At 56.5% G+C, this 20279-nt stretch carries 16 protein-coding genes; all 16 read right to left on the reverse strand.

The genetic code is table 11. From position 1 onward, the window contains the following. Nucleotides 1–82 precede the first annotated feature (82 nt). Nucleotides 83–2026: a stalk domain-containing protein gene (locus F1381_RS00215; protein WP_151732822.1), complete on the reverse strand. Its 1944-nt coding sequence runs from the start codon at nt 2024–2026 to the stop codon at nt 83–85. 241 nt (nt 2027–2267) lie between these two features. Then, complete coding sequence (locus F1381_RS00220; protein ID WP_151732823.1) at nt 2268–3026, reverse strand: methyltransferase domain-containing protein; 759 nt, start codon at nt 3024–3026, stop codon at nt 2268–2270. A gap of 121 nt (nt 3027–3147) precedes the next feature. Continuing rightward, a complete protein-coding gene (locus F1381_RS00225; protein WP_151732824.1) occupies nt 3148–3894 on the reverse strand; it encodes a succinate dehydrogenase/fumarate reductase iron-sulfur subunit in 747 nt (248 codons plus the stop codon). Between the two features lie 32 nt (nt 3895–3926). Continuing rightward, nucleotides 3927–5582 (reverse strand): FAD-binding protein, encoded by a 1656-nt coding sequence (locus tag F1381_RS00230; RefSeq protein WP_151732825.1) that lies wholly within the window; start codon nt 5580–5582, stop codon nt 3927–3929. A 39-nt stretch (nt 5583–5621) separates the two neighbouring features. After that, complete coding sequence (locus F1381_RS00235; protein WP_151732826.1) at nt 5622–6182, reverse strand: hypothetical protein; 561 nt, start codon at nt 6180–6182, stop codon at nt 5622–5624. 115 nt (nt 6183–6297) lie between these two features. Then, the gene (locus tag F1381_RS00240; protein ID WP_151732827.1) at nt 6298–7446 is read right to left on the reverse strand and encodes an ABC transporter permease; all 1149 of its coding nucleotides are present in this window, start codon (nt 7444–7446) and stop codon (nt 6298–6300) included. Continuing rightward, a complete protein-coding gene (locus F1381_RS00245; RefSeq protein ID WP_151732828.1) occupies nt 7443–8576 on the reverse strand; it encodes an ABC transporter permease in 1134 nt (377 codons plus the stop codon). The genes F1381_RS00240 and F1381_RS00245 overlap by 4 nt, the downstream gene beginning before the upstream one ends. 29 nt (nt 8577–8605) lie before the next feature. Then, a complete protein-coding gene (locus F1381_RS00250; protein WP_151732829.1) occupies nt 8606–9529 on the reverse strand; it encodes an ABC transporter ATP-binding protein in 924 nt (307 codons plus the stop codon). 30 nt (nt 9530–9559) lie between these two features. Then, nucleotides 9560–10375 (reverse strand): thioesterase II family protein, encoded by an 816-nt coding sequence (locus F1381_RS00255; RefSeq protein WP_187355117.1) that lies wholly within the window; start codon nt 10373–10375, stop codon nt 9560–9562. 192 nt (nt 10376–10567) lie between these two features. Beyond that, the gene (locus F1381_RS00260) at nt 10568–11347 is read right to left on the reverse strand and encodes a hypothetical protein (protein WP_151732831.1); all 780 of its coding nucleotides are present in this window, start codon (nt 11345–11347) and stop codon (nt 10568–10570) included. Between the two features lie 51 nt (nt 11348–11398). Then, nucleotides 11399–14869, reverse strand: coding sequence for a thioester reductase domain-containing protein (locus F1381_RS00265; RefSeq protein WP_151732832.1), 3471 nt, complete (start codon nt 14867–14869; stop codon nt 11399–11401). Between the two features lie 24 nt (nt 14870–14893). Continuing rightward, nucleotides 14894–16021 (reverse strand): 2-oxo acid dehydrogenase subunit E2, encoded by a 1128-nt coding sequence (locus tag F1381_RS00270; RefSeq protein ID WP_187355118.1) that lies wholly within the window; start codon nt 16019–16021, stop codon nt 14894–14896. Nucleotides 16022–16034: 13 nt separating this feature from the next. Continuing rightward, nucleotides 16035–17063 (reverse strand): alpha-ketoacid dehydrogenase subunit beta, encoded by a 1029-nt coding sequence (locus F1381_RS00275; protein WP_151732834.1) that lies wholly within the window; start codon nt 17061–17063, stop codon nt 16035–16037. After that, complete coding sequence (locus F1381_RS00280; protein ID WP_151732835.1) at nt 17056–17979, reverse strand: thiamine pyrophosphate-dependent dehydrogenase E1 component subunit alpha; 924 nt, start codon at nt 17977–17979, stop codon at nt 17056–17058. The genes F1381_RS00275 and F1381_RS00280 overlap by 8 nt, the downstream gene beginning before the upstream one ends. Then, nucleotides 17976–18212: an acyl carrier protein gene (locus tag F1381_RS00285; RefSeq protein ID WP_151732836.1), complete on the reverse strand. Its 237-nt coding sequence runs from the start codon at nt 18210–18212 to the stop codon at nt 17976–17978. Before F1381_RS00285 ends, F1381_RS00280 begins: the two co-directional genes overlap by 4 nt. A 16-nt stretch (nt 18213–18228) precedes the next feature. Beyond that, nucleotides 18229–20268: a condensation domain-containing protein gene (locus F1381_RS00290; protein ID WP_151732837.1), complete on the reverse strand. Its 2040-nt coding sequence runs from the start codon at nt 20266–20268 to the stop codon at nt 18229–18231. Nucleotides 20269–20279 lie beyond the last annotated feature (11 nt).

The raw sequence follows: 20279 nt of genomic DNA on the forward strand, positions 1-20279 counted from the left end.
GGTAATTCAAACCTAAACACCCGCTGCATCGGTGCAGCGGGTGTTTATTCTGCCGGATCAGTGTTTGGAAAGCAGGTGCGGATTATTCAAAAGTAATTTTGGTTTCGTCCGGCATATCTTGGCGGTGTAGTAACTCTTCAATGCCCTCCATATCGAACTCGTGGTCCGCCGCCATTTGCTCATCAGAAATCATAAAATACTTGTACCCGACCCTCCCCGGAGTGTCCGGAACAGGATCATCCCAGGTTGCATCCAAGTGATAATGGCCGTCATCCAGCACAACAAGATTCCAGGCATGCCCCTCACCGCCTGCCATCCCTGAAACCGTGTAATTCTCCACCTCAATGAGATCCAGTAGAACGTCCATCGCTAGGGCATACCCTGAACAAACAGCTGTATGCTCTACAAAAACGCCGTAAGCAGTATAAGAGATTGCCGGAGCCGTGTCTTTCAAATAGTTGTCATAGTCATATGCCGTATTGGCTACAACATAGTCGTGCAACGCTTTGATCTTTTCCCGCTGTGTCATCTCAGGACGAATCGTTTGATCCACGATCTGCCGGGCGACCCGTTCAGCCAGCTGTACTTTCTCATCATCGTCATACGGGTAAAGATGGCGGGTGTCTTTCTTCTCAGTAGGGAGCACTTTTCCAAAGAGACTTCTTCCTGTTTTTCTGGCGATATTGACCGCATACACCGCCGACGCATACTGATCATTGTCATCGAACACCGATTTCTCATAATATAACGAATCATTCAGCATGACAAACCGCAAAGGTATGCCCCAATGCTCCAGATTAGCGACCGCCCTGCTCCCGGTTCCATCCAATTCGCTCCGGTAAATGATCGATCCCAGACCGTAATAGAGAGTATCTCCCGCAATATTAAACCCGTCTGCGGTTAGCAGATATTCCAGAGGCCCGCCTTCAGCGGGTATCCGCCCGGTCTTAATCTTGCTTTCTTCTTCCACATAATAGTTAACATAAATATAGTCTTTATGTATCGTGATATCTTCATAATCCAATTTGCCATAGGTTACAGATTCTGTGCCATTGATTCTAACCCTGGCTAGCGTATCCATATGTTCTGCATCGGGATTTCCGTAATAATAGACCCATCCCCGGGAGACAGTGAATTGATCAATCTCCGAATTCTTCAGGACCCGAATAGGAAGCGCGCTGACCCGGTCAACCTGCAAGCGGTAAATTCCATCATCCGTGTTATAGAACAACCAATTATTCATCAGTATTAGCTGTCTTGAATAAACCCCTTCTACCAGTTCTGTTAACCCGCTGCCGTCCGTCCGGATTTTGTAGATGCCACCGCTGCCAAGAAAGTATATCCACTCATCCCGGATATTCAGCTTACGTGCTTGCTCAGCCAATAAGAGGGTAACGTCACCACCTGCTGCGTTAACTTTATACAGGTATCCGCCACTGCTGTCTGACGCATATCCGTTCTCTTTATTCTCAAGACCATAAATCCACTCTCCCTGCTGAACCGCGTAGCCATTGTTCATGAGGTTAGCCGCCGTATTGCCTGTAGGCTCTGCTGAAATGGAGGATAGCAGCTTATCGTCGGAAGTGATCTTGATGGTTCTGGTCCCCGCGTCCCACTTCACCTCTGCCCCGAAGGCTTCACTGACAAACCGCAGCGGGACCATAACCGTTCCATTTCTGATCAGCCCCGGAGAGGATAAAAACAGTGCTTGCCCATTGAGCTCGGCGTAGCTTTGACCGATGGTGTACTCCAGCTTTTGCGCACCTTTTTCTGCCCGGAGAGTTTCCGTGCCTTGATCCCACATGATGCTGACACCGAGCCGTTCGAGCACCCCGCGTAATGGAACATAGTTCACATTGGCGATCGTCACCGGCGGTGTGGATAACTTCACCATTTGCCCGTCCACAGCAACAGCAATGTCCCGCTGCTTCTGCTCTGCTTGTACCGGGGAAGAGAGCAAAACGGCAATCCCCCAGGCCAAAGTTAAACCTAAGCATAATTTCTCAATTAACTGTTTTCTGTACAAAAGACCTACCCCCGTTACTGTTGCTGTTCAAGCGCCAGCTCTCTTTCGTTTCAGCTTTTTGCTGCGTTATATAGCTCGCTATATTAGAACAATATTAATAGAAGAAGTCGTACATGGATGCCGATTATGTCACTTATCAGTGAATTATAAGATGATAACCAATAATAGCTTAATACTCACGGATGCTATATAAAAAAGAGACCTGGCAAAAAATCACACCAGATCCCGTTATTATTAAACCTCACTCAACTTTCCTCGCAATAAGATGCGTGAATACGGCAATATCCCTGTACGGGCTTTGCCCGCCCAATCCGAACTCCAGCTGCTTCATCTGTTCATGCCAAGCGTCGTCATGCTTAAGCTCATTGTCTGCGATGTATCCGTAGACATTATGTATGCCGAAATGCCCGGCTACCTTATATCCCGACTCCCGCAGCCATTCCGTCAACTGCTCACAGGAATACACGGTAATGTCCGTGCCGATAATGCCGCTGTACTCTTTATCGCTGCCCATGCCGGCCAGCGCTTCCGCCGGTTGCTTAAGCATAATGGCCTTCTTCAGCACTTTGGCCGCCGGATTGTGGGCGATCAGGGACAGGCAGCCCCCGGCTTCCTGGCACCCGCCGATCAAGCGGATAAAGCCTGCCGGGTCATCCACATATTCCAGAATGTTATGGCAGAACACCCGGTCATAGCGCCCGAGTCCCGCTGCCGCCGCTTGAAAGGAAGTGTTGATGAACCGGACAGGCTGCCCGCCTGCTGCGGCCAGCTCCAGCATTCCCCGGGTGGGCTCCAGGCCAGTCACACGGAAGCCCCGCCTGCTGTACTCATTGCTGGAGAGGCCAAAGCCGCAGCCGATATCCAGTAGCGTCTGCTTCTCTCCGGTCATCAGACCGTCAATCTGGTGCCACGCCGTCTCATAGAACAAGCGCCCCCAGGGCATCCGGGTATAATGTAAATAAGCTTCCAGTGAATTTGAAAAAGCGGCAGTACGGTCCATTGCCTTCAGCCCTTTCCTGTCTGCTATAAAGATACTTCCAGTATAAGGCTTGTGCAGAACCGTACCAGGGATTCATATCACCTAAGGATGGACGGATGTGACTATTTCCCCCGGTTCTGTTCTACTCCGCTTCCACACCAGCCATCAGGGCCGGCTGCTCCCGCTTGCCCAACAGGTTCCACAGGCTCCAGACTGAAATCCGGTTCATCTTGGAGACCGCCTCGACAATCGGAATATCCATCGGGCAGACCTCCTGACAGGCGAGCGATTTGGAGCAGCCCTCGTAGACCCGCTTGGTGTACTGCTTCTTATAGGCTTTGTTCTCACTCAATAAAGTCAGATTAAGCGCCGACATCGCCGCCGGCATGCCTGTGAAGGTCTCACCCAGACTGTAATTCGGACAGGCCTCCAGGCAGCTGCCGCACATCAGGCATTGGGAGACCTCGTATTGCAGCGGCAGATGGGCGGGACGGACCTTGGCCGGGGCTTCCAGCCACAGCTTCATTTCCTTCATCGCCTCGAACATCTCGCTGCGGTCGACAACCAGGTCGCGGACGACGGGAAACTTGCTGAGCGCCTGGATGCTGATTTCCGGCTGCTCCTGCAGCAGCTCGTCGCAGAACATTTGGCAGGACAAGCCCGGCCGGTCATTGACCACCATCGCACAAGCTCCGCATAAGCCCTGTTCACAGCTGCATTCCCACTCAACGGGCCGTTCGCCACTGTCAACGGAAGCCGCGATATCACGGTTGATCGCATCGATCATCGTGGCTACGGATACATGTCTTTCCCCTGAATATTTAAAGCTCTGCCAGTACGGTTCCTTGTCGGCACTCTCCTGCCGCCGGATGTTCACCTTGACACTCACTGCCCACCGGCCCCTCTCCTGTTAAATTTCGTTTATCCAAAATCCACGGTGATGCTGCCGCCTGCAACCCGTGCATTGGTCGGCTTCTTGAACTGGCGGTCGTTCTTCTCGCTGAAATCGGTCCGCTGGTGGGCGCCCCGGCTTTCCTTGCGCTCCAGCGCGCTTTCCACCATTGCCTTGGCCAGCAGCAGATTGGCGTATAAGGTACGGTCCTCGTAATAGCTGTAAGGATGGCGCGCTTCCGCAGCCCGCTGCTCCAGCTCGGCCAACCTTCTGCGGGCCCCCAGCAGCTCCCGCTCCTTGCGGTAAATGCCCATGGACCCGTACATAAGGGTGGACAGCTCGCTGCGGATCTCCGCATATTCGGATAACGGGGAAGCCTTCGTCCCTTTCCAGCGCTCCAGCTCGTCCGCCGCAGCCGCAAGCGCCTTCCGTCCGGCTTCATCCGCCGCTGCCCCGTCAACTGCGGTCACCGCTCCGGCGCTTTGCGCCGCCACCATTCCGCCGCACACGGCCCCGAGCAGGGAATTGCCGCCCAGCCGGTTGGCACCGTGGTACTGGGCCGAGCACTCGCCCGCGGCGAACAGCCGGCCGATATTGGTCCGGTGATGCTTGTCCGTCTTGATGCCGCCCATGAAATAGTGGATACCCGGGGATACCGGGATCGGCTCTGCATAGGGGTTGAGATTGAGATACGTCCGGCAAATCGTGACCACTTCATCCAGCTGCGAATCGATGACCGCCTTCGGCAGATGGGAAATATCCAGATACACGGTCTGTCCCCCGCCAATTCCGAGCTTAAGCTCATTGCAGACCTTATAAATGCTCTGGCTGACGACATCCCGCGGCATCAGGGCGCCGCGTTCCGGATACCATTCCTCCATGAAGTACCAGGGCTGCCCGTCCTTCATTACGAATAATCTGCCCCCGACCCCGCGGGCAGCTTCCGTAATAAGCATCTGCTTCGTCGCAGTTAGGACGGTGGTCGGATGATACTGAACCATCTCCAGGTTGGCGAACTCCACGCCTTGCGCCAGCAGCGCCCCCGCGGCATAACCGTCGTTGAGGCGGGAGCCGGTCGTATGGCCGAAGACGCCGTTCGGTCCGCCCACTGCCATAATGACGGCATCCGCCGTGATGCTGCGCAGGGCTTGGGTCCGCTCCTCAATAATGACGGCACCGGCACATTCCGCCCCCTCCAGGATCAGAGAATGGAAGCGCCAGCCCGTCAGGCGCTGAATGGTCCCGGCCGCTTCATATTTGCGGCAGCCGGCAATCACCGCGGCCATGATCTGCTTGCCTGTGCGCGCACCGGCGTATGCCGTGCGCTTCTTCTTTTGCCCGCCGAAGTTCCGTAAGTCCACCCGGCCCGCTTCATCCCGCGTAAAGTTCACACCGATCTCGGCCAGCCAGCGCACGATACCCGGAGCCATCCGCACCAGATTGTCCACTGCCTCGGGATCGCCAAGATAGCTGCCCCCCTGCATCGTATCGACAAAATGCTGCTCGACGGAATCTTCCTCGCCCTTTGTATTCAGCGCCGCGTTAATGCCGCCCATGGCCATGACGGACTGGGAACGCTCGGCATAAGCAGGCGAGACCAGCGTTACGGCGGCTCCCTGCATCGCCAGCTTCAAAGCGGCTGTCGATCCGGACAGCCCGCTGCCGAGGATTACGATCTTGTTCATGAAATGTTGACACTCCTCTCGCTCATGCAATTCCCACGGTTACCCGGCAGCTACCGGATGACCTGTCCAGAACACGATCTGGGATACCATATACACCGCCAGAATCAGTCCCAGCACAATGTGCGTGCGGCGCATCAGCTTCGGATAATTCTCGCGCTTCTTGACCGCTCCCATGGAGATAAAATGCTTCGGCACACTGACCGCCATGTGCAGGCCGACAATCAGTACGAAGCCGAACTCCACCGCCACATAAAGGATGCTGAAGAGCGTGCCCTGGAACGTTTGCGCTTTGTCCAGCTCAATGACGAGGATGTGGAACAGCAGAAAGATGCCGGTAAAAATCCCGGAGGCCGACTGCAGAACCAGGCTCATGTTGAGCTGCGGATACTGCTTGGCCTTCTTGTCCCTCTGGCGGTTCTTTACCATCAAGGCAAGCGCAAACACCATATGGATGGACATCGTGATGGACAGGACTCCGCCAATGGTCATATGGATAAAGCTGTACGGCATCAGTCCGAGATAATAAATGCAGGCCACAATCAAATGGGCCAGGAACAGCACGGTGCTGAGTGCGCCAAAGATGGCGACGATTTTCTTCATATTACTGACTCCTTAGTAAGCGGGAGTAACACCCTATCCGCTCTCCCGGTCAATGTGTGAAATGTTTCATTTGGCGGAAGCTGCCGCAGCCCCCCTCGTAAATGCCGCTGCGCTATCAGGCCAGATTGCGGAATTTCTTCTCGCGTTTGCTGGTAATGAGGATGGCAATCAGCAGAATGACTACTGCCATTACGCCGAGCAGGACGGTTTTGCCCCCGATGCTGGCCAGGCTCATACCCTGCTGCAGGTCGAGAATGCAGGCCATCGCCCACCGGGCCGGTGAGATGTAGGAAATAATATCGATGGCTTTCGGGAACAGCTCCACCTGAATGAAGCAGCCGCCCAGAATAACGATCAGCAGATTGGCGAAATTGGAGATCATCGAGGCCGCATCCGCTTCTTCGGTAATGGATACATAGAAAGTGCCCAGCGCTACGGCGACCATGGCCGTCAGGAACAGAATCAGGAACAGCACACCGGGCTGAATGCCGATGGAGGAATCCGTCAAATATTCCATGCCGAGCACGGCCACCAGGATCTGAAAAGCGGCGATGCCCAGATTGCATAGAACGTTGGACAAGTAATACATCCACACCTTGGCCGGCGTCAGGAAGATGCGCGCATACACATTGCGCTCCCTGTCCGTGTTGATGACATTGGCGATCATCGACGAATTGAAGAAGACGAACAGGATCAGGAAGCCGACAAAAATATTCGAGTTGTTGTACTCCGTATACAGGTCGTTTAGCGAGGTTTTCTCCACGTATTCCGAAGTGGCAATATAGTTATCCACGGAGTTCTCGAATACACCGGCGTCGCCCGACGAGATTTTGCCCAGATTGCGCAGGTTCAGCAGATGATTCTTCAGGATGGCCTGCAGCAGGGTGTAGACATTCTGCTCTTCGTTGCCGATAACCCGGATCTTCTCAATCTCGTTTCCGAGCAGCCCTTGCTGGAAGCCGTCTTCAATGACCAGGGCCACGTTGATCTTATTGCTCTGGAAGGCCGCTTCCACTTCATCTTCATTCATATAAAAGACTTCAATGCCCTCCAGCCCGCCGACAATCTGTGTGATCGCTTCGGACGCCCGGCTCTTGTCGGCGTCGGCGATGCCGACGTTGACGAAGCTGCTCGAGTAGCTGACCACCTGACTGGCAATCAGCAGCACAATAATCGGCGCGATCGTCATCAGCACGAAGGATACCGGCTTATGCAGAATGGAGATTCTGAGGTTATTTTTGATCAGTGCCATAAAGGATCTCATGCCTTCAGCTCCTCCCTCTTGTCCTTGACGATGATTACAAGCAGACACAGCAGCGTCAGCAGAGCAAAGGCGGCCGCGCTGAAGAACAGCACTCCGTTGTCGTCCGCATAAATGCTGCGGAAGATGCCGATATTAGCCCATCGCAGCGGCGAGACGAGCAGCACCTTGGCAAAGGTCCCTTCCATGTCATAAGGAAACGGCGTATAGGAGCCTCCCAGGAACGAGAAGATCGGAATAATAAGTACCGAGAGCAGCACATCGACTTTGCCGCGGGACTTCAGCAGCTTGGCGATCAGCATCCCGAGAGCGGCGTTGAAGATGGCAAACAGCACAATGTACAGATACATCAGCGGCGGGTATGCCCCCCAGTTCACATCGAGATAGGTGATTGAGAAAATAAACGCCGGAATGAATACAACAAGGCCAATAAGCGAGTACGCGATCAAAGAAGCCGCATAATACTTGCCCCGGCTCAGGCCGGTCAGCATGATCCGGTCCTTCACCTTGGTCCGCTTATCCGTGAACAGGTCTCCGAGCGGAATCAGCATCAGGTACAGCACCATCAGCGTCAGCTCCGCCACGCCGTAATAATCGTAGGAGCTGAGCGCATTCTCGGAAGGGATCATCTCCACCGCAACTTCATAGTTGGCGTTGTCCGTACCGATCAGCTGGAGGGCGTTCTCCCCGTCGATCTTGTAGGCTTCCTTCACCGTCTGGATGCTGCAGGCGACACTGCGGAACAAGGCGACGACCCGGGCCGTATTCAGCGGCTCCGATTCGTTGCCGTACACCTGCATCTTATCCTTGTTCATATGCACGAACACTTTCTTGTTGACCCGTGCTTCCCTCTTGCCGTCCTCTAAGGTATCGGTGTAGTTGATCCGGATGCCGTAATCTTCTTCGATCGACACCGAAGCCGAGCTCAGCGCATCCAGCACCTCGGCCGAAATGCCCTCGGACTGGTTGAGCAGCGCGACATCGACCATGGTCAGATTGGATTTATCGGAGAAGGCCCCGCTCAGAATCGAACCGATCAGCACCATCAGGAAGATGGGGAAAATAAGCAGAAACAGAAACCACTTGGGATTGCGGATCTGATTGCGGATAATTTTCTTGATTATCTGAAACATAGGATCGCCCTTTCCGGTTAACTTCTGCGTCAGTCGCGCAGTTTGCGGCCTGTCAAGGTCAGGAAGACAGTTTCCAGCGTGACATCCCGGAAGCCGATATCCCGGACCTTCACCTGTTTATGGCTGACATATTCCATGATCGCATGCAGGTTGTCGACTTCCTTCAGCGATTCGACCTGAACCTCGTTGTCGCCGATCTCTACATTGATGACCCCTTCAATCTGGCCCAGCTCCTCCTTGCTCAGCTCAAAGGCATTGTCCACGGTGAAATGCAGCGATTTCTTGTCGTCGATCAGCGCCGTCAGCTCCTTCTTGGTGCCGGAGGCAATCACCTTGCCCTGGTCGATAATGGCGATGCGGTTGCAGAGCGTCTCGACTTCTTCCATGTAGTGGGTGGTATACACGACGGTAACGCCCTTCTCGTTCAGGCGCTGCACCGATTTCAGAATGTGGTTGCGCGACTGCGGATCGATGCCGACCGTCGGCTCATCCATAATGATGAGCTGCGGATTATGTACCAGGGCGGCGGCAATATTCAGGCGTCGCAGCATCCCGCCGGAGAAGGTCTTGGCCTTCTTGCGCCGCACGTCGCTGAGGCCGGTGAACTCCAGCGCCTCGTCGATCCCGCTCTCCAGCTCCTTGCCCCGCAGGCCGTACAGCTCGCCGAAGAATTTGACGTTCTCGTATGCGGTGAAATTGTCGTAGAGGGCAATATTCTGCGGGACAAAGCCCAGCTTGCTCTTCTCGGCATCCGCCGGCTTGCCGAACAGCTTCACGTCCCCCGAGGTGGCATGCAGCAGGCCGCACACCAGATTGATCGTTGTGCTTTTGCCAGCCCCGTTCGGTCCGAGAAGACCGAAGACCTCGCCCTGCTCAATGGTCAGGCTAAGCCCGTTCACGGCGGTATGGTCGCCGAATTTTTTTACCAGATTGTCGATTTCAATAACCTTCATCCTTCACCCTCCGCTCATAATTTGCGCCATTCAAGAATGCGTTCTGCCTGTAAGCTGCGTTCTGCAAATGTCAGCCAGCTTGTTGCGAAGATGGAACAGCACCACCTGGGGATGATCGGCAAAATAAAAATGTCCGCCCTGGAACAGTGTCAGCGCAAAATTCCCGCCGGTAAACCGCCGCCACCCCTCCAGCTCCTCCCTTGTCGCAATGCTGTCCCTATTGCCGCCGTATATTTCAAATGAAACCGGCACGGCTAGCGCCTCATCCGGGTTATAAGTCTCACACAGTTTCATATCTTGTCTGAAGGTAGGGAGAATGAGCTGCAGAAATTCCCTGTTCCGGATCAAGGCATCCGGAATGCCGCCCAGTCCGATAATGGTATCGATGAATTCGTCGTCGCTCTTCAGATATAATTTGTCGCTGGCGTCAGAGGTCAGGCTCTCCGTAAAGGTATCCATATAACACGGGGCCTTCATGCTGGAGATAATCACCGTTTCCGGTAGACGTACGCCCCGGCGATGCAGCTTCTGAACCAGCTCATAGGCAAGCAGTCCGCCCATGCTGTGACCGAACAGGACATAAGGCAAGTCCGTATAAGCAGCGATTTCATCCGCCAGCACCTCTGTCAAAGTCTCCGCCCGGTCAAACGCCGGTTCCGCTATTCTGGCGCCTCTGCCGGGAAGACGTACCAGCGCCAGCTCAACCTCATTCGGCAATTCCTCTTCCCAGCGCAAATAAGTGGACACATCGCCTCCCGCCGGAGGCAGCATGAACAACCGCAATGTAATTTCGGAATTGTCCGCTTTCCGTTTGAAAAAAAACCAGGGCTTGACCTCTTGTTTCATCGTTTCCTCCATGTTTGCCTGAATTGGGGCCCGCAGTCCCCGGGTGAGCCAGCCGTGAGCTGCTGCATTGATGACTTGTCCGGTCACCCTGACGGGAAGCGGTTGCCGCCTGTGAACTCCTTGACTTTTGAATAAATTTAAAATATTTACATTAAATAAGACAACGGTACCCTTACCGCTAAGCTCCCCGTCCTAAGCTGAATATTTCTCCAGACGTTCCGGCTCCAGCAGGGTGGGAATTGAGCCTTCAAAGGCCGCTTTATTCTTCTTCATATCGAAGAACATCCAAATGTGGTACACTGCACCGGCAATGCCGCCCAGCAGAGCGGTAATCTGCATCACGGTCATTTGTCCGCCGTCAAAGTAGATAATCGTATCCGTCATCGCGAACACCATGGTCAGAACCAGATCCAGTCCGACAATAATGCCGAGAATATTCAGCTTGCGGGAGAAGATGCCGCTGTCCTTGGCGAGCAGTGAAGTCACCAGATACCATAAGCCGAAGCCGCCGAACATCCACAGGAAATCGGGATCGACCGGGAACGCCGCAACCTCAAGCGCTGTCCGGTACATTTCGTTGCCGCTGGAATACAGGGTCATGACTTTCATGATAAAAATCTCGCGCATCCACTCGATGCAGAGCATCGCCGCACCGCCGTAGCCGAGAATGGTCACCCAGCGGTACAGGCCTTCCCATTTGTAGCTCTTGGTCCGTACGACGGTAACCGCCGCATTGATCCAGTACAGGGACAGAAAGCCGATGACGACGAAGATATAGCGCCAGAAATGCGGAATGAACGGATGGGCGGCAATTTGCTCATAGAATTCCGTGCCGCGGTATTTCTCCGCCGGGTCGAGCGGCATCAGAATGCCGATCCCCGTATAGAGCAGACCTATAATCAGGGAGACCCACATTCCGCCGGTATAAATGCTCATTTTCTTCGCCTTGACCACATCAAGCCTTTCTTTCATCTTCGTTCCTCCTAAATTCAATATGAGTATAACGCGGGCCGTACCTGGTTCTCAGTGATTTAATTGAAAATATTGGGTTTCTACAAAATAATCGAGATATTTTCTAAAAATCTCCGCTTCTACAGGCGGACAGGCGATTCCCGTGCCTTGCAGCCCCCGGTCCCGGTTGGCGGTATCGTAGACCACTTCCACGTCCCATTCTCCCATATCCTCCGGAATAAAAGGCAGCATGGCCTTCACCGTGTTCAGCTCCGGATGATTCGCTGCACGCTCGACCAGCTCGTCCTTCCAGCGGTCGTAGGACATCTTCTCCACCTGAAAGCCATAACTGCTCATCCATTCGTAGACCTGATGCAGATTGTTCATCCCGTTGCCCGTAATATGAAAATTCGTGTTCCGGGAAGAGTCCTGCACCGACAGTGCCACAATGGAGCGGCTGACATAGTCGACGGGAATAAATTCGATGTTGACGTTCTCTTCGAACAGAATTCCGGCTTCCACGCAGCATTTGATCATCAGCCACATAATGTCTTTGGTCTGGCAGGCACCGCTGACGCTGGAGCCTGAGATACGCCCCACTCTATAGATGCTGACTGGGATACCCCGCTGCTTGGCGATGGCGAGAATCTGTTCGGCGACCCACTTGCTCTGCTGATAGCCGAGCACGAGCACCTCGTCATCCGAAGGAACCTCATCCTCGTAAGCGACAAAGCCATGTTCGTGTGACAGATTCGAGAAGACGTAATGCGTAGAGACATAATGCACCGGCTTCAGCCGGCCGGTCGCCGCCAGCCGCAGAATCTCCTGGGTGCCCTGGACGTTGACATCCTTGATTATCCGGTACGGCTCCAGGAAGTTGGTGATGGCCCCGGCGTGGTAAATGGCATCTACGATATCCGCCAGCCCGTTAAACTGCTGCAGGCCCAGCCCCAGCAGCGGCCGGGACAAGTCGCCTGCCACGACATCAATCCGCGCGTGGTAGGCCTCGTTCCACAGGCCGTACCGCTGCAGGTTGGCGGCCACCTTGGCCCGGCCGTCCTGCACCGATGCCGTCCGCACCAGCAGTACGATGCGGTAATCGGTCACTTCCAGCAGCTCCTGCAGCAGGAAGGCGCCCAGGAAGCCGGTCCCGCCTGTGAGCAGCACGGTCTGTACTGATTGGGAGGTGCAGGCCGCTTCATGCACGGCTCTGCTCATGGCAGCCTGTCCGTCCTGCCTTCCTGTGTATACGGCACTGCTCTCGGCGACTTGCCCGCCTAATGGCCCGGCTGGAGCGGTACCCTTGACGCCAAGGCCGGTCCATCCGGTGATGCTCTCATCGAGCCACACCTCGCTGCGCAGGAATTCCCGGGTCTTATAACGGAAATTGCTGACCGCAGACTCGTTCAGCTCCTCCTTGTCCTGCTCGGCGCGGACGGCGTCGATATAAAGCGCCATCTGCTCCACGGAGGAGCTGTCGAAGAAGATCCGCACCGGCAGCTTGATGCCGAATGCATTCTTGAACTTCACAATCAGCTGGGCCGCCATCAGCGAGGTACCGCCGAGCCCGAAGAAATTGTCCAGCACACCCACTTTATCGAGGTTGAGGATATCTCCCCACAGCCCGGCAATGATTCTTTCCGTGCCGGTCCGCGGCTCGATATAATCGGCCTGCAGACCTACCCTTGTCCGGGCTTTGGACTGGGCAATGGCGTGCATGATTTCGGCGACCGGCGGAGCATCGCCCCGCAGAGCTTCCAGCTGCTCCCTGTCCGCAGAGTCCAGGCGGTTCCACCTCTCGGCGATGAACGCGTACGGGTCGAAGCCAGGGGCTGCCGGCTCCGGTTCCTGGACTGCTTCTACAGGACACAGCGCTTCGGCCGCGTAATCCGCGAGAAGACCGCAGGAGAGTATGGCGGTTTCTCCGGCCAGAATTTGCCGCAGACCGGTATGCGTCAGCTTCGCCAGGAACCGGGCGGCGGTTTCGTTGCGGCCGTTCGGCACGTAACGCAGGACCACTTGTGCGCAGCCCCCGCCCTGCAGCGTCTCTGCCAGCTGCTTCATCAGCAGGAACTCGGCGTTCTTCCCGAGCACTCTGCAATTCAGCAGCAGATTGTCCACGGTGAAGCCGTCCGGGCTGTGCGTGCCGATCACCGCGCCCGCTATGCCGTAATCCCCGAAACGGTCGGCAATTCGGACGGCATAGACTGCCGTGCCGGACTCCTGCATTAACGCGACAAGCTCTGCGGATGAGAAGGCGCGGCCGGTCAGATTGAAGTCCTTGGTGCCGTGCAGCAAATGCTCCAGGCTGCCGGCTTCGCCAGCGTCTGCCGGCTGCAGCGACACTTCCAGCGCGATGGACTGCAGGAATTGCCCGAGGCTCATCGTTCCGGCAGCTTCCCCGTCTGCCGCTGCCGCAGCCTCATCTTCATAGAACTCCGCTTCTGCCGGGAGGTAATCGAGCAGCCCGGAAGCTTCAACCGTCTGCATCCACAGCGCCGGATCTTCCGGCAGCAGCAGCTGGCTGCCTGCGGCAAGCCCCAGCTCCCTGGGGTCCAGAACCACGATGTTTCCGCGAGCGAGTCCATGGCATGTCTCCAACTGACCGATGGCTGAGTCAAATGAACCGCATTCTGCACAGATATATGTAAAATCCTCCTGATTCAGCAGTACGCCGCCCTGCCTCAGAATCTGCGCCGCTTGCTCCGTACCGGAACGGGTGCATAAGGCCAGTTCCGCTCCCCAGGCTCTGAGCTCCTGCAGATAGGAATGGAACATCCGGTAGGCATCGTCGTCAGCCAGACGCAGCCCGTCAATATCCAGCAGTGCATCAGACGAGATTGAATGGTCCTGAGCTTCCAGCTCCTCATCCGGTTCACACAGCAGCACCCCGGCATCCATCAGCAGAATGCGCCGTTCCTTCCGCCGGGCAAGCGGGATCAGCCGGGCGAATTGCGCCGCAGCCTCCTTGTAAATACGGTTAACATACGGCACCTTGGCGAAGGCATACATCCCCATATTGCTGCTGCGCTCCGCACCGTAGCGGCGGATGATGTCTTCCGCATCTGCCAGACTGAGCCCCTGGACCGGACGCAGCCGCTCCAGCATGTAGGCCCGGAGCAGCAGCGAGGTCTCCATTGCCCCGCGGGCCACCTGGTAATCCCCGGCGCCGAGCGGCCGGTTCTCCAGCATGGCCGGCAGCATGAAGACGACCTGCAGGCCGAGCCGCTCTTTGGCGAGCAATACGGCATCAATCAGCATGGAAATCTCCTGCTTGCAGCGGGCCAGGCTGCCCGGACGGTAGAAATCCTTGCCGCTCAGGATGTCCTCCAGCCGTGTCCACACCAGCAGGACATCCGGCTGCTTCCGGTATAAGGCGCTTTCATCGTCCATACACTGGCTGATGATCTGGTTATAAGGCCCTGTGGTAATCCGGGCGGGTATTCCCGCTGCCTGCAGCTCCTCCGCCAGAAAAGCTTCCAATAAATTGGCCGTAAAGCTGGCCATCACTACAATCTCCTGCGTGCTTCCGCTTAAGTTCAAAAAGTGTCCCTCCTTCTTCCGCAATCAGGCAATCCCCGGGACCGGACTAGCGGTAGTAAAACGCTCCAGCCGCTCCTTCAGCCGCGTCAGGAATCCTACGGCATAAAAGCCGTTGATTACCCGGTGGTCGTAAGCCAATCCCAGATGTACGCAGCTTCTCTCGACGATCTCCCCGTCCTGCAGCGCCAGTTCCTTCGTCACGCCGCCCACGGAAATCATGCCCGTCTGGCCCGGCAGTATGATCGGCAGCACGCTTATCACATCCGGGTTCGTATTCAGGCTCACCGTGATGCAGCCGCCCGTCAAATCACTTCCTTCAAAGCTGCCGCGCAGCGCCTTGTACTTGTATTCCGCCATCACCTCGGTTACACGCTCAATACTGGACAGATCCGCCTGCCGGATCACCGGAATATATAATCCTGTTCCGGCATCCAGCGTGACGCCGACATTGACCTCGGCTGCAGGAAGGAAGGTCTCTTCATCCCGCAGGCTGCCATACAGAAGCGGGAACTCGTCCCGCAGCTCTGACAGCATGCCCGGCAGCACCTCACCGAAGCCCACGAACTCATCCAGCCGCGCCCCAAGCTCGCGCATGGCGGCCAGTGCCCCGTCACAGTACACCTTCATCAGCAGGAACGCGCGCGGGATACTCTGGTACGAAGCGGTAACCGTCCGGGCTACCTGCTTCTGGTTCTTGGACAACGGCATATGCTCCGGCTCCGCCGTCTCCCGCCCTGCCAGCAAGCCTTCCAGGTCGCTGAGCTTGATTACCTTTTTGTTCAGGGAAGAGAGCTCCTCCGCCGTAAATTGATGCAGTTCGGCAAACGCCCTGGCCTGGTTGGACAGCGTGTACTGCTCGAAGGATGCCGGAACGGCTGCCTGGGCGGCCGCCGCTTCTTGATAAGCGCGCAGCTCCTCCACAGTGGCGAAGATCAGGGCCAGCGTCTCGCCGGTCTTCACTTCACTCTGCGCCTTGGCCAGCGGATAGAAATACCCGTCGCTCTCTGCCTCTACATCAATCACTGCCTTGGAGGTCTCCAGGGTAGCCAGCAGCTCTCCCGCCTGAACGGCGGCTTCCTCCGTTGTGTGCCAGGCTTGAACCGTGCACTCCTCGTCATTGGCGTTCAATTGCGGTACAACGATCTCGAACACACCCATTCCCCCTTCACCGCACGGGCTGCGGCTTCATTAATTGCCGTACGCTCTCCATGATGTCCTGCCCGCTGACCAGCACCCGCTGTTCATGATGAACCGCTGCCGGGATGATGCTGTCCGCAGAATGGAGAAGCCGAATTTGACTTCCGGGCCGGCTCATCAGATGCGGATACAACTGAACGGCCACGACTTCGCCCCAACTGCCGCCGCCGGTTCCTTCCTCTACGATCAGAATCCTGCCCGCCTGCACGGCCTCCCCGAGAATGTCCTCGATCCGGCAGGGGTACAGCTTGGAAGGAACGGCAATCTTAACCTCGATCTCGTCTTCGAGAATCAGCTGCTCGGCGGCGGCCACACACATGGCAGCCAGACCTCCCGGACAGAGGATCAGCACATCGGCAGCCCCTGTCTCCTCGATGGAAGCGACCGCCCAGTTGTCCTCCTCCCCCGTCAGCGTAAAGCTGAACAGCTCATTAACGGTACCTCCCCGGAACATGTAATGGGAGTAAATCATCTTTTCCTCGAACAGCATGCACGGCTGCTTCTCCTCCAGCATCCGCCGCAGTACAGCATAATTGTCGTGGAACGGGGACAGCTCATAGACACTCAGATTGGGAATGCCCATGAAATATTTCTGCATGCTCTGGCTGTGCGTCGCCCCGTAACCCCGGTAGCCTCCGTTGGCGCATCTGACGATCATCGGGAGCTCCAGCCGGCTGCCGTACATGGTGACCGACTTGGAAGCGAAATTGAGCAAGGGATCGAACGCCAGCGCGGTAAAATCGGAAAACATCATATCCACGACCGGCTTCAGGCCCATCAGCGCCATACCGGCGGCCATATTAACGAAGCCCTCCTCACTGATCGGCGTGGCCAGCACCCGCTCCGGATACTCGGCGGACAGCCCTTTCGTTATCTTGAATGCGCCGCCGTATGGCTCATGTACATCCTCGCCGAGCACAATCACCGAGTCATCCTCGGCCATCAGACGGCGGATGGCGCCGCGCAGGTTGTCGTTAATCCGTTCCTTCTCAGACATTGCGCCATTCCGCCTCCTCTCTGCCCATTACGTCCTGCCGGAGAACTTGCATACGGTTCCGGACCGTCTGCTCCAGCTCCATAAACCTGTTGCCGCCGCTTGCCTTCATCCGGTTGTACCAGTAGCGCTGCTGTACCGCCCGGAGCTCTTCTTCGCTGCGGGTGTCGTCACTCTTGCTGTGGGAAGCCACCCGGTCGGTGATAAACTCCAGCACCAGCGGCTTGTGTTCTTGGCGGACCCGCGCCATCCGCTCCTGAACCTGCAGGCGGATGACTCCCGGGTCCCGGCTCTCCAGCCGCAGGTAATCGATACCGAAGCCATGTACGCGGCCTTCTATGCTCCCTGACATGCCGCCGCTCTGCGGGGTGGATAAAGCAATGCCGTTATTCTCAACCACGATGACCATCGGCAGCCCCCACAGCCCTGCGAAATTGAGGCTTTCGTACACGCAGCCCCGGCCAAAGGTCCCTTCGCCGATGTACACGAACACCGCCTGCTCCTGCTTGCGGTACTTGTAGCTCCAGGCGATGCCGGCACCTACCGCGATGCCCTCCGCCTGGATTCCGGTGGACAGGAACCTCCCCCGCCGGATATGCTGGCTGCCGCCGATGCCGCCGCAGACGGCACCGCGCCGGCCCGTGACCTCCGCCAGCAGCCCTTCGGCATCGTTATAACGGGCCAGGTAATGCCCGTGGCCCCGGTGGTTGCTGATGACATAATCCTCCTCCCCGATGAACGCGTTCAGGGCAACCGGAATATATTCCTGGCCGATGCATGTATGAGCGGTTCCTTTGATCAATCCCTCTGAGAACAGCTCCAGCACCGTCATTTCAAACTCGCGGATCATCAGCATGGCTTCCAGGTCTTCATCGCTTAGTCCGGCAAACGGCAGCGTCTCCGCCATAGCCTTACTCAAAAGGCCTCATCTCCTATTCCCTTGCCGCGGAGCACGTTCTCGAAGGCGGCGTAGCTCTTCAGGCTCTTCATTTCTTTCATGGTGAACTTGACCTGGTACGCTTCCTCGATGGTTGTTATGAGCTCCACCTGCTTCAGGCTTGTCCATCCCGGAACATTCTGCGGCGAGGCTTGGCCGTCGATATCTCCGGCCGGAAGCTTCAGCACACCTGCAACAATTTCCTTCAGTTTCATTTCACCCGTACCTCCTTCATCGCCGGGACGGAGCCTGCAGGCTCAGCTCCAGCATTATTCGGGCCAGCTCCGTGCCGAGCGCCGTAAAATATTCCCGCAGATAGGGAACATGCCCTTCCTCATCCCCTAATCCGTCGTTATATTCCGTTAGGCCGTATTTCCAGGCAATCTCTTGGCCCTGCAGCACTGTAATGTACCGGTTTCCTGCAGCCTTGCCCGTAATTTGCGCTTCCAGCTGCGCGATTTGCGCGGACAGCCCCGGCTGGCCGAGAATCCGTTCCGAAGCCGGACATAACACCAGCAGCAGCGGAGACCGGTGCCGGTTCACATGGCCGAGCAAACTTTGGATGAACCTGGCGGTATTCTCGGCGAGAACAGCCTCCAGGCGTTCCTTCGGGAAGTCCATTCCCTGAATCCAATCCTCCAGGCGCAGCAGCACCACACCGATGCCGCCGTGCTGGCCGGACAGCAGGCTTGAGGCGTCAATCAGCTGCTGAAACACCTGGCTGTACGGTGCGAATTGCAGCTTTGCCGGGACGGCAAGCCGGTCCAGCCAATACTCCAGCGCCTCGGCAACCGGCTCCGATTCGAAGGAAGAGACGATGGTCAGCGCGAGCTTCTTGCGGCCCAGCAAGCCCGCCAGCTCGGCAATGCTCCGGTCCGGGTCCGCAGTAGCGGCCTTCAGCAGCACTTGGAAATCCTCAATCATCCGGAGGATAGTCTCCCGGCTGAACAGGTCGGTATTGTACTCGAACCCGGCAGAGATGCCTTCCCGCAGTACAGTGGCATACAGCGAGAGGTCGAACTGCGCCGTCTCCGCCGTGACCGGAATGACTTCGGCATTAATGCCGGGAATCGTTACATTCAGCATGGATTCCTCCGTCTGCACGTACAGCACCTGGAAGAGCGGGGAATGCCGCATCTGCCGCTGCAGCTGAAGTCCGGTCACCACTTGCTCGAACGGAATTTCAGCATGGTTAAAGGCCTCGATACAATTGCCTTTCACCTCTTCAAGCAGCGCTGTAAAGCTGAGCTCCGGCTCCAGCCGGCTGCGGATCACAACTGTATTGATGAACAGGCCGATCAGCTTCTCCAGCTCCACCCGGCTCCGCCCCGCCACGGGCGTGCCGATGCAGATGGTTTCATCCAGGCTGTAAGCGTGCAGCAGCAGAGACAGCGCAGACAGCATCAGGTGGTAGACGGAGCTCTTATGCCCCAGGGCAAGCTCATGAATCCTCCCGGCTGTCTCCCGGTCAACGGTGAAATATTCTGTCCGTCCCCGGTAGGTCTGCACATCCCCGCGTCTGTAGTCATAGGGCAGGGCGATGCAGGCGGGGCCGTCCTGTAATTTGCCGAGCCAATAGTTCAGTTGATCGTCCAGCTCGCCGCTTTCGATCCGTTGGCGCTGCCATTCGGAATAATCGGCGTACTGCACAGGGAGCGGACGGACATCCGCCTGCCCCGACAGCAATCCGCTGTAGCCTTCGGCCAGCTCCTGCATAATGACGCCGAACGACCAGCCGTCGCAGATAATGTGATGCAGCGACAGGGTCAGCACCACTTCCTCCTCCGCCAGCCGGATCACCTGGAACCGCCACAAAGGCCCGACCGTTAAATCAAACGGCCGTCTGGCGATCTCGCGGTTGATCTCGCGGAGCTTCTCCTGCTGCTCCCCGCTCCCGTATGCCTGCAGATCGATGTGTTCGATCCGAAAGCGCTCGTAGGGCTTGATGATCTGTGAAGGAATGTAGTCGACAGTATTGAATACCGTGCGCAGACTTTCATGCTTTTCCACCAGCTTGTTGAGCGCTTCCTCCAGCAGGTCGATCCGCACCTTGCCTTTTAACAGATAAGATTGCGGTACATTAAACACGCCGCCGTTCATTAATTGTTCCATGAACCACTGCCGCTGCTGGGAGTAGGATTGGCTGAAGCTGCCCGCCGAACGGTCGGCACGCCCGATGGCCGGGCTCTGCTTCTGTCCTTTGGACCTCGCCATCAGCTCCAGCAGCTGTTCTCTGGATAAGGCCTTGATCTTCTCCTTCGTATTCTCCATCGTACAGCTCC

This window comes from Paenibacillus tengchongensis (genome assembly GCF_008973665.1).
GTDB classification, from domain to species: Bacteria; Bacillota; Bacilli; order Paenibacillales; family Paenibacillaceae; genus Paenibacillus_AQ; species Paenibacillus_AQ tengchongensis.

Coding starts and splice junctions, on each gene's coding strand:
- F1381_RS00290 (WP_151732837.1), bottom strand. CDS start 20,268: ATGGAGAATACGAAGGAGAAGATCAAGGCCTTATCCAGAGAACAGCTG.
- F1381_RS00230 (WP_151732825.1), bottom strand. CDS start 5,582: ATGAACAAGATCGTAATCCTCGGCAGCGGGCTGTCCGGATCGACAGCC.
- F1381_RS00255 (WP_187355117.1), bottom strand. CDS start 10,375: ATGAAACAAGAGGTCAAGCCCTGGTTTTTTTTCAAACGGAAAGCGGAC.
- F1381_RS00240 (WP_151732827.1), bottom strand. CDS start 7,446: ATGAGATCCTTTATGGCACTGATCAAAAATAACCTCAGAATCTCCATT.
- F1381_RS00235 (WP_151732826.1), bottom strand. CDS start 6,182: ATGAAGAAAATCGTCGCCATCTTTGGCGCACTCAGCACCGTGCTGTTC.
- F1381_RS00260 (WP_151732831.1), bottom strand. CDS start 11,347: ATGAAAGAAAGGCTTGATGTGGTCAAGGCGAAGAAAATGAGCATTTAT.
- F1381_RS00275 (WP_151732834.1), bottom strand. CDS start 17,063: ATGTCTGAGAAGGAACGGATTAACGACAACCTGCGCGGCGCCATCCGC.
- F1381_RS00250 (WP_151732829.1), bottom strand. CDS start 9,529: ATGAAGGTTATTGAAATCGACAATCTGGTAAAAAAATTCGGCGACCAT.
- F1381_RS00285 (WP_151732836.1), bottom strand. CDS start 18,212: ATGAAACTGAAGGAAATTGTTGCAGGTGTGCTGAAGCTTCCGGCCGGA.
- F1381_RS00220 (WP_151732823.1), bottom strand. CDS start 3,026: ATGGACCGTACTGCCGCTTTTTCAAATTCACTGGAAGCTTATTTACAT.
- F1381_RS00245 (WP_151732828.1), bottom strand. CDS start 8,576: ATGTTTCAGATAATCAAGAAAATTATCCGCAATCAGATCCGCAATCCC.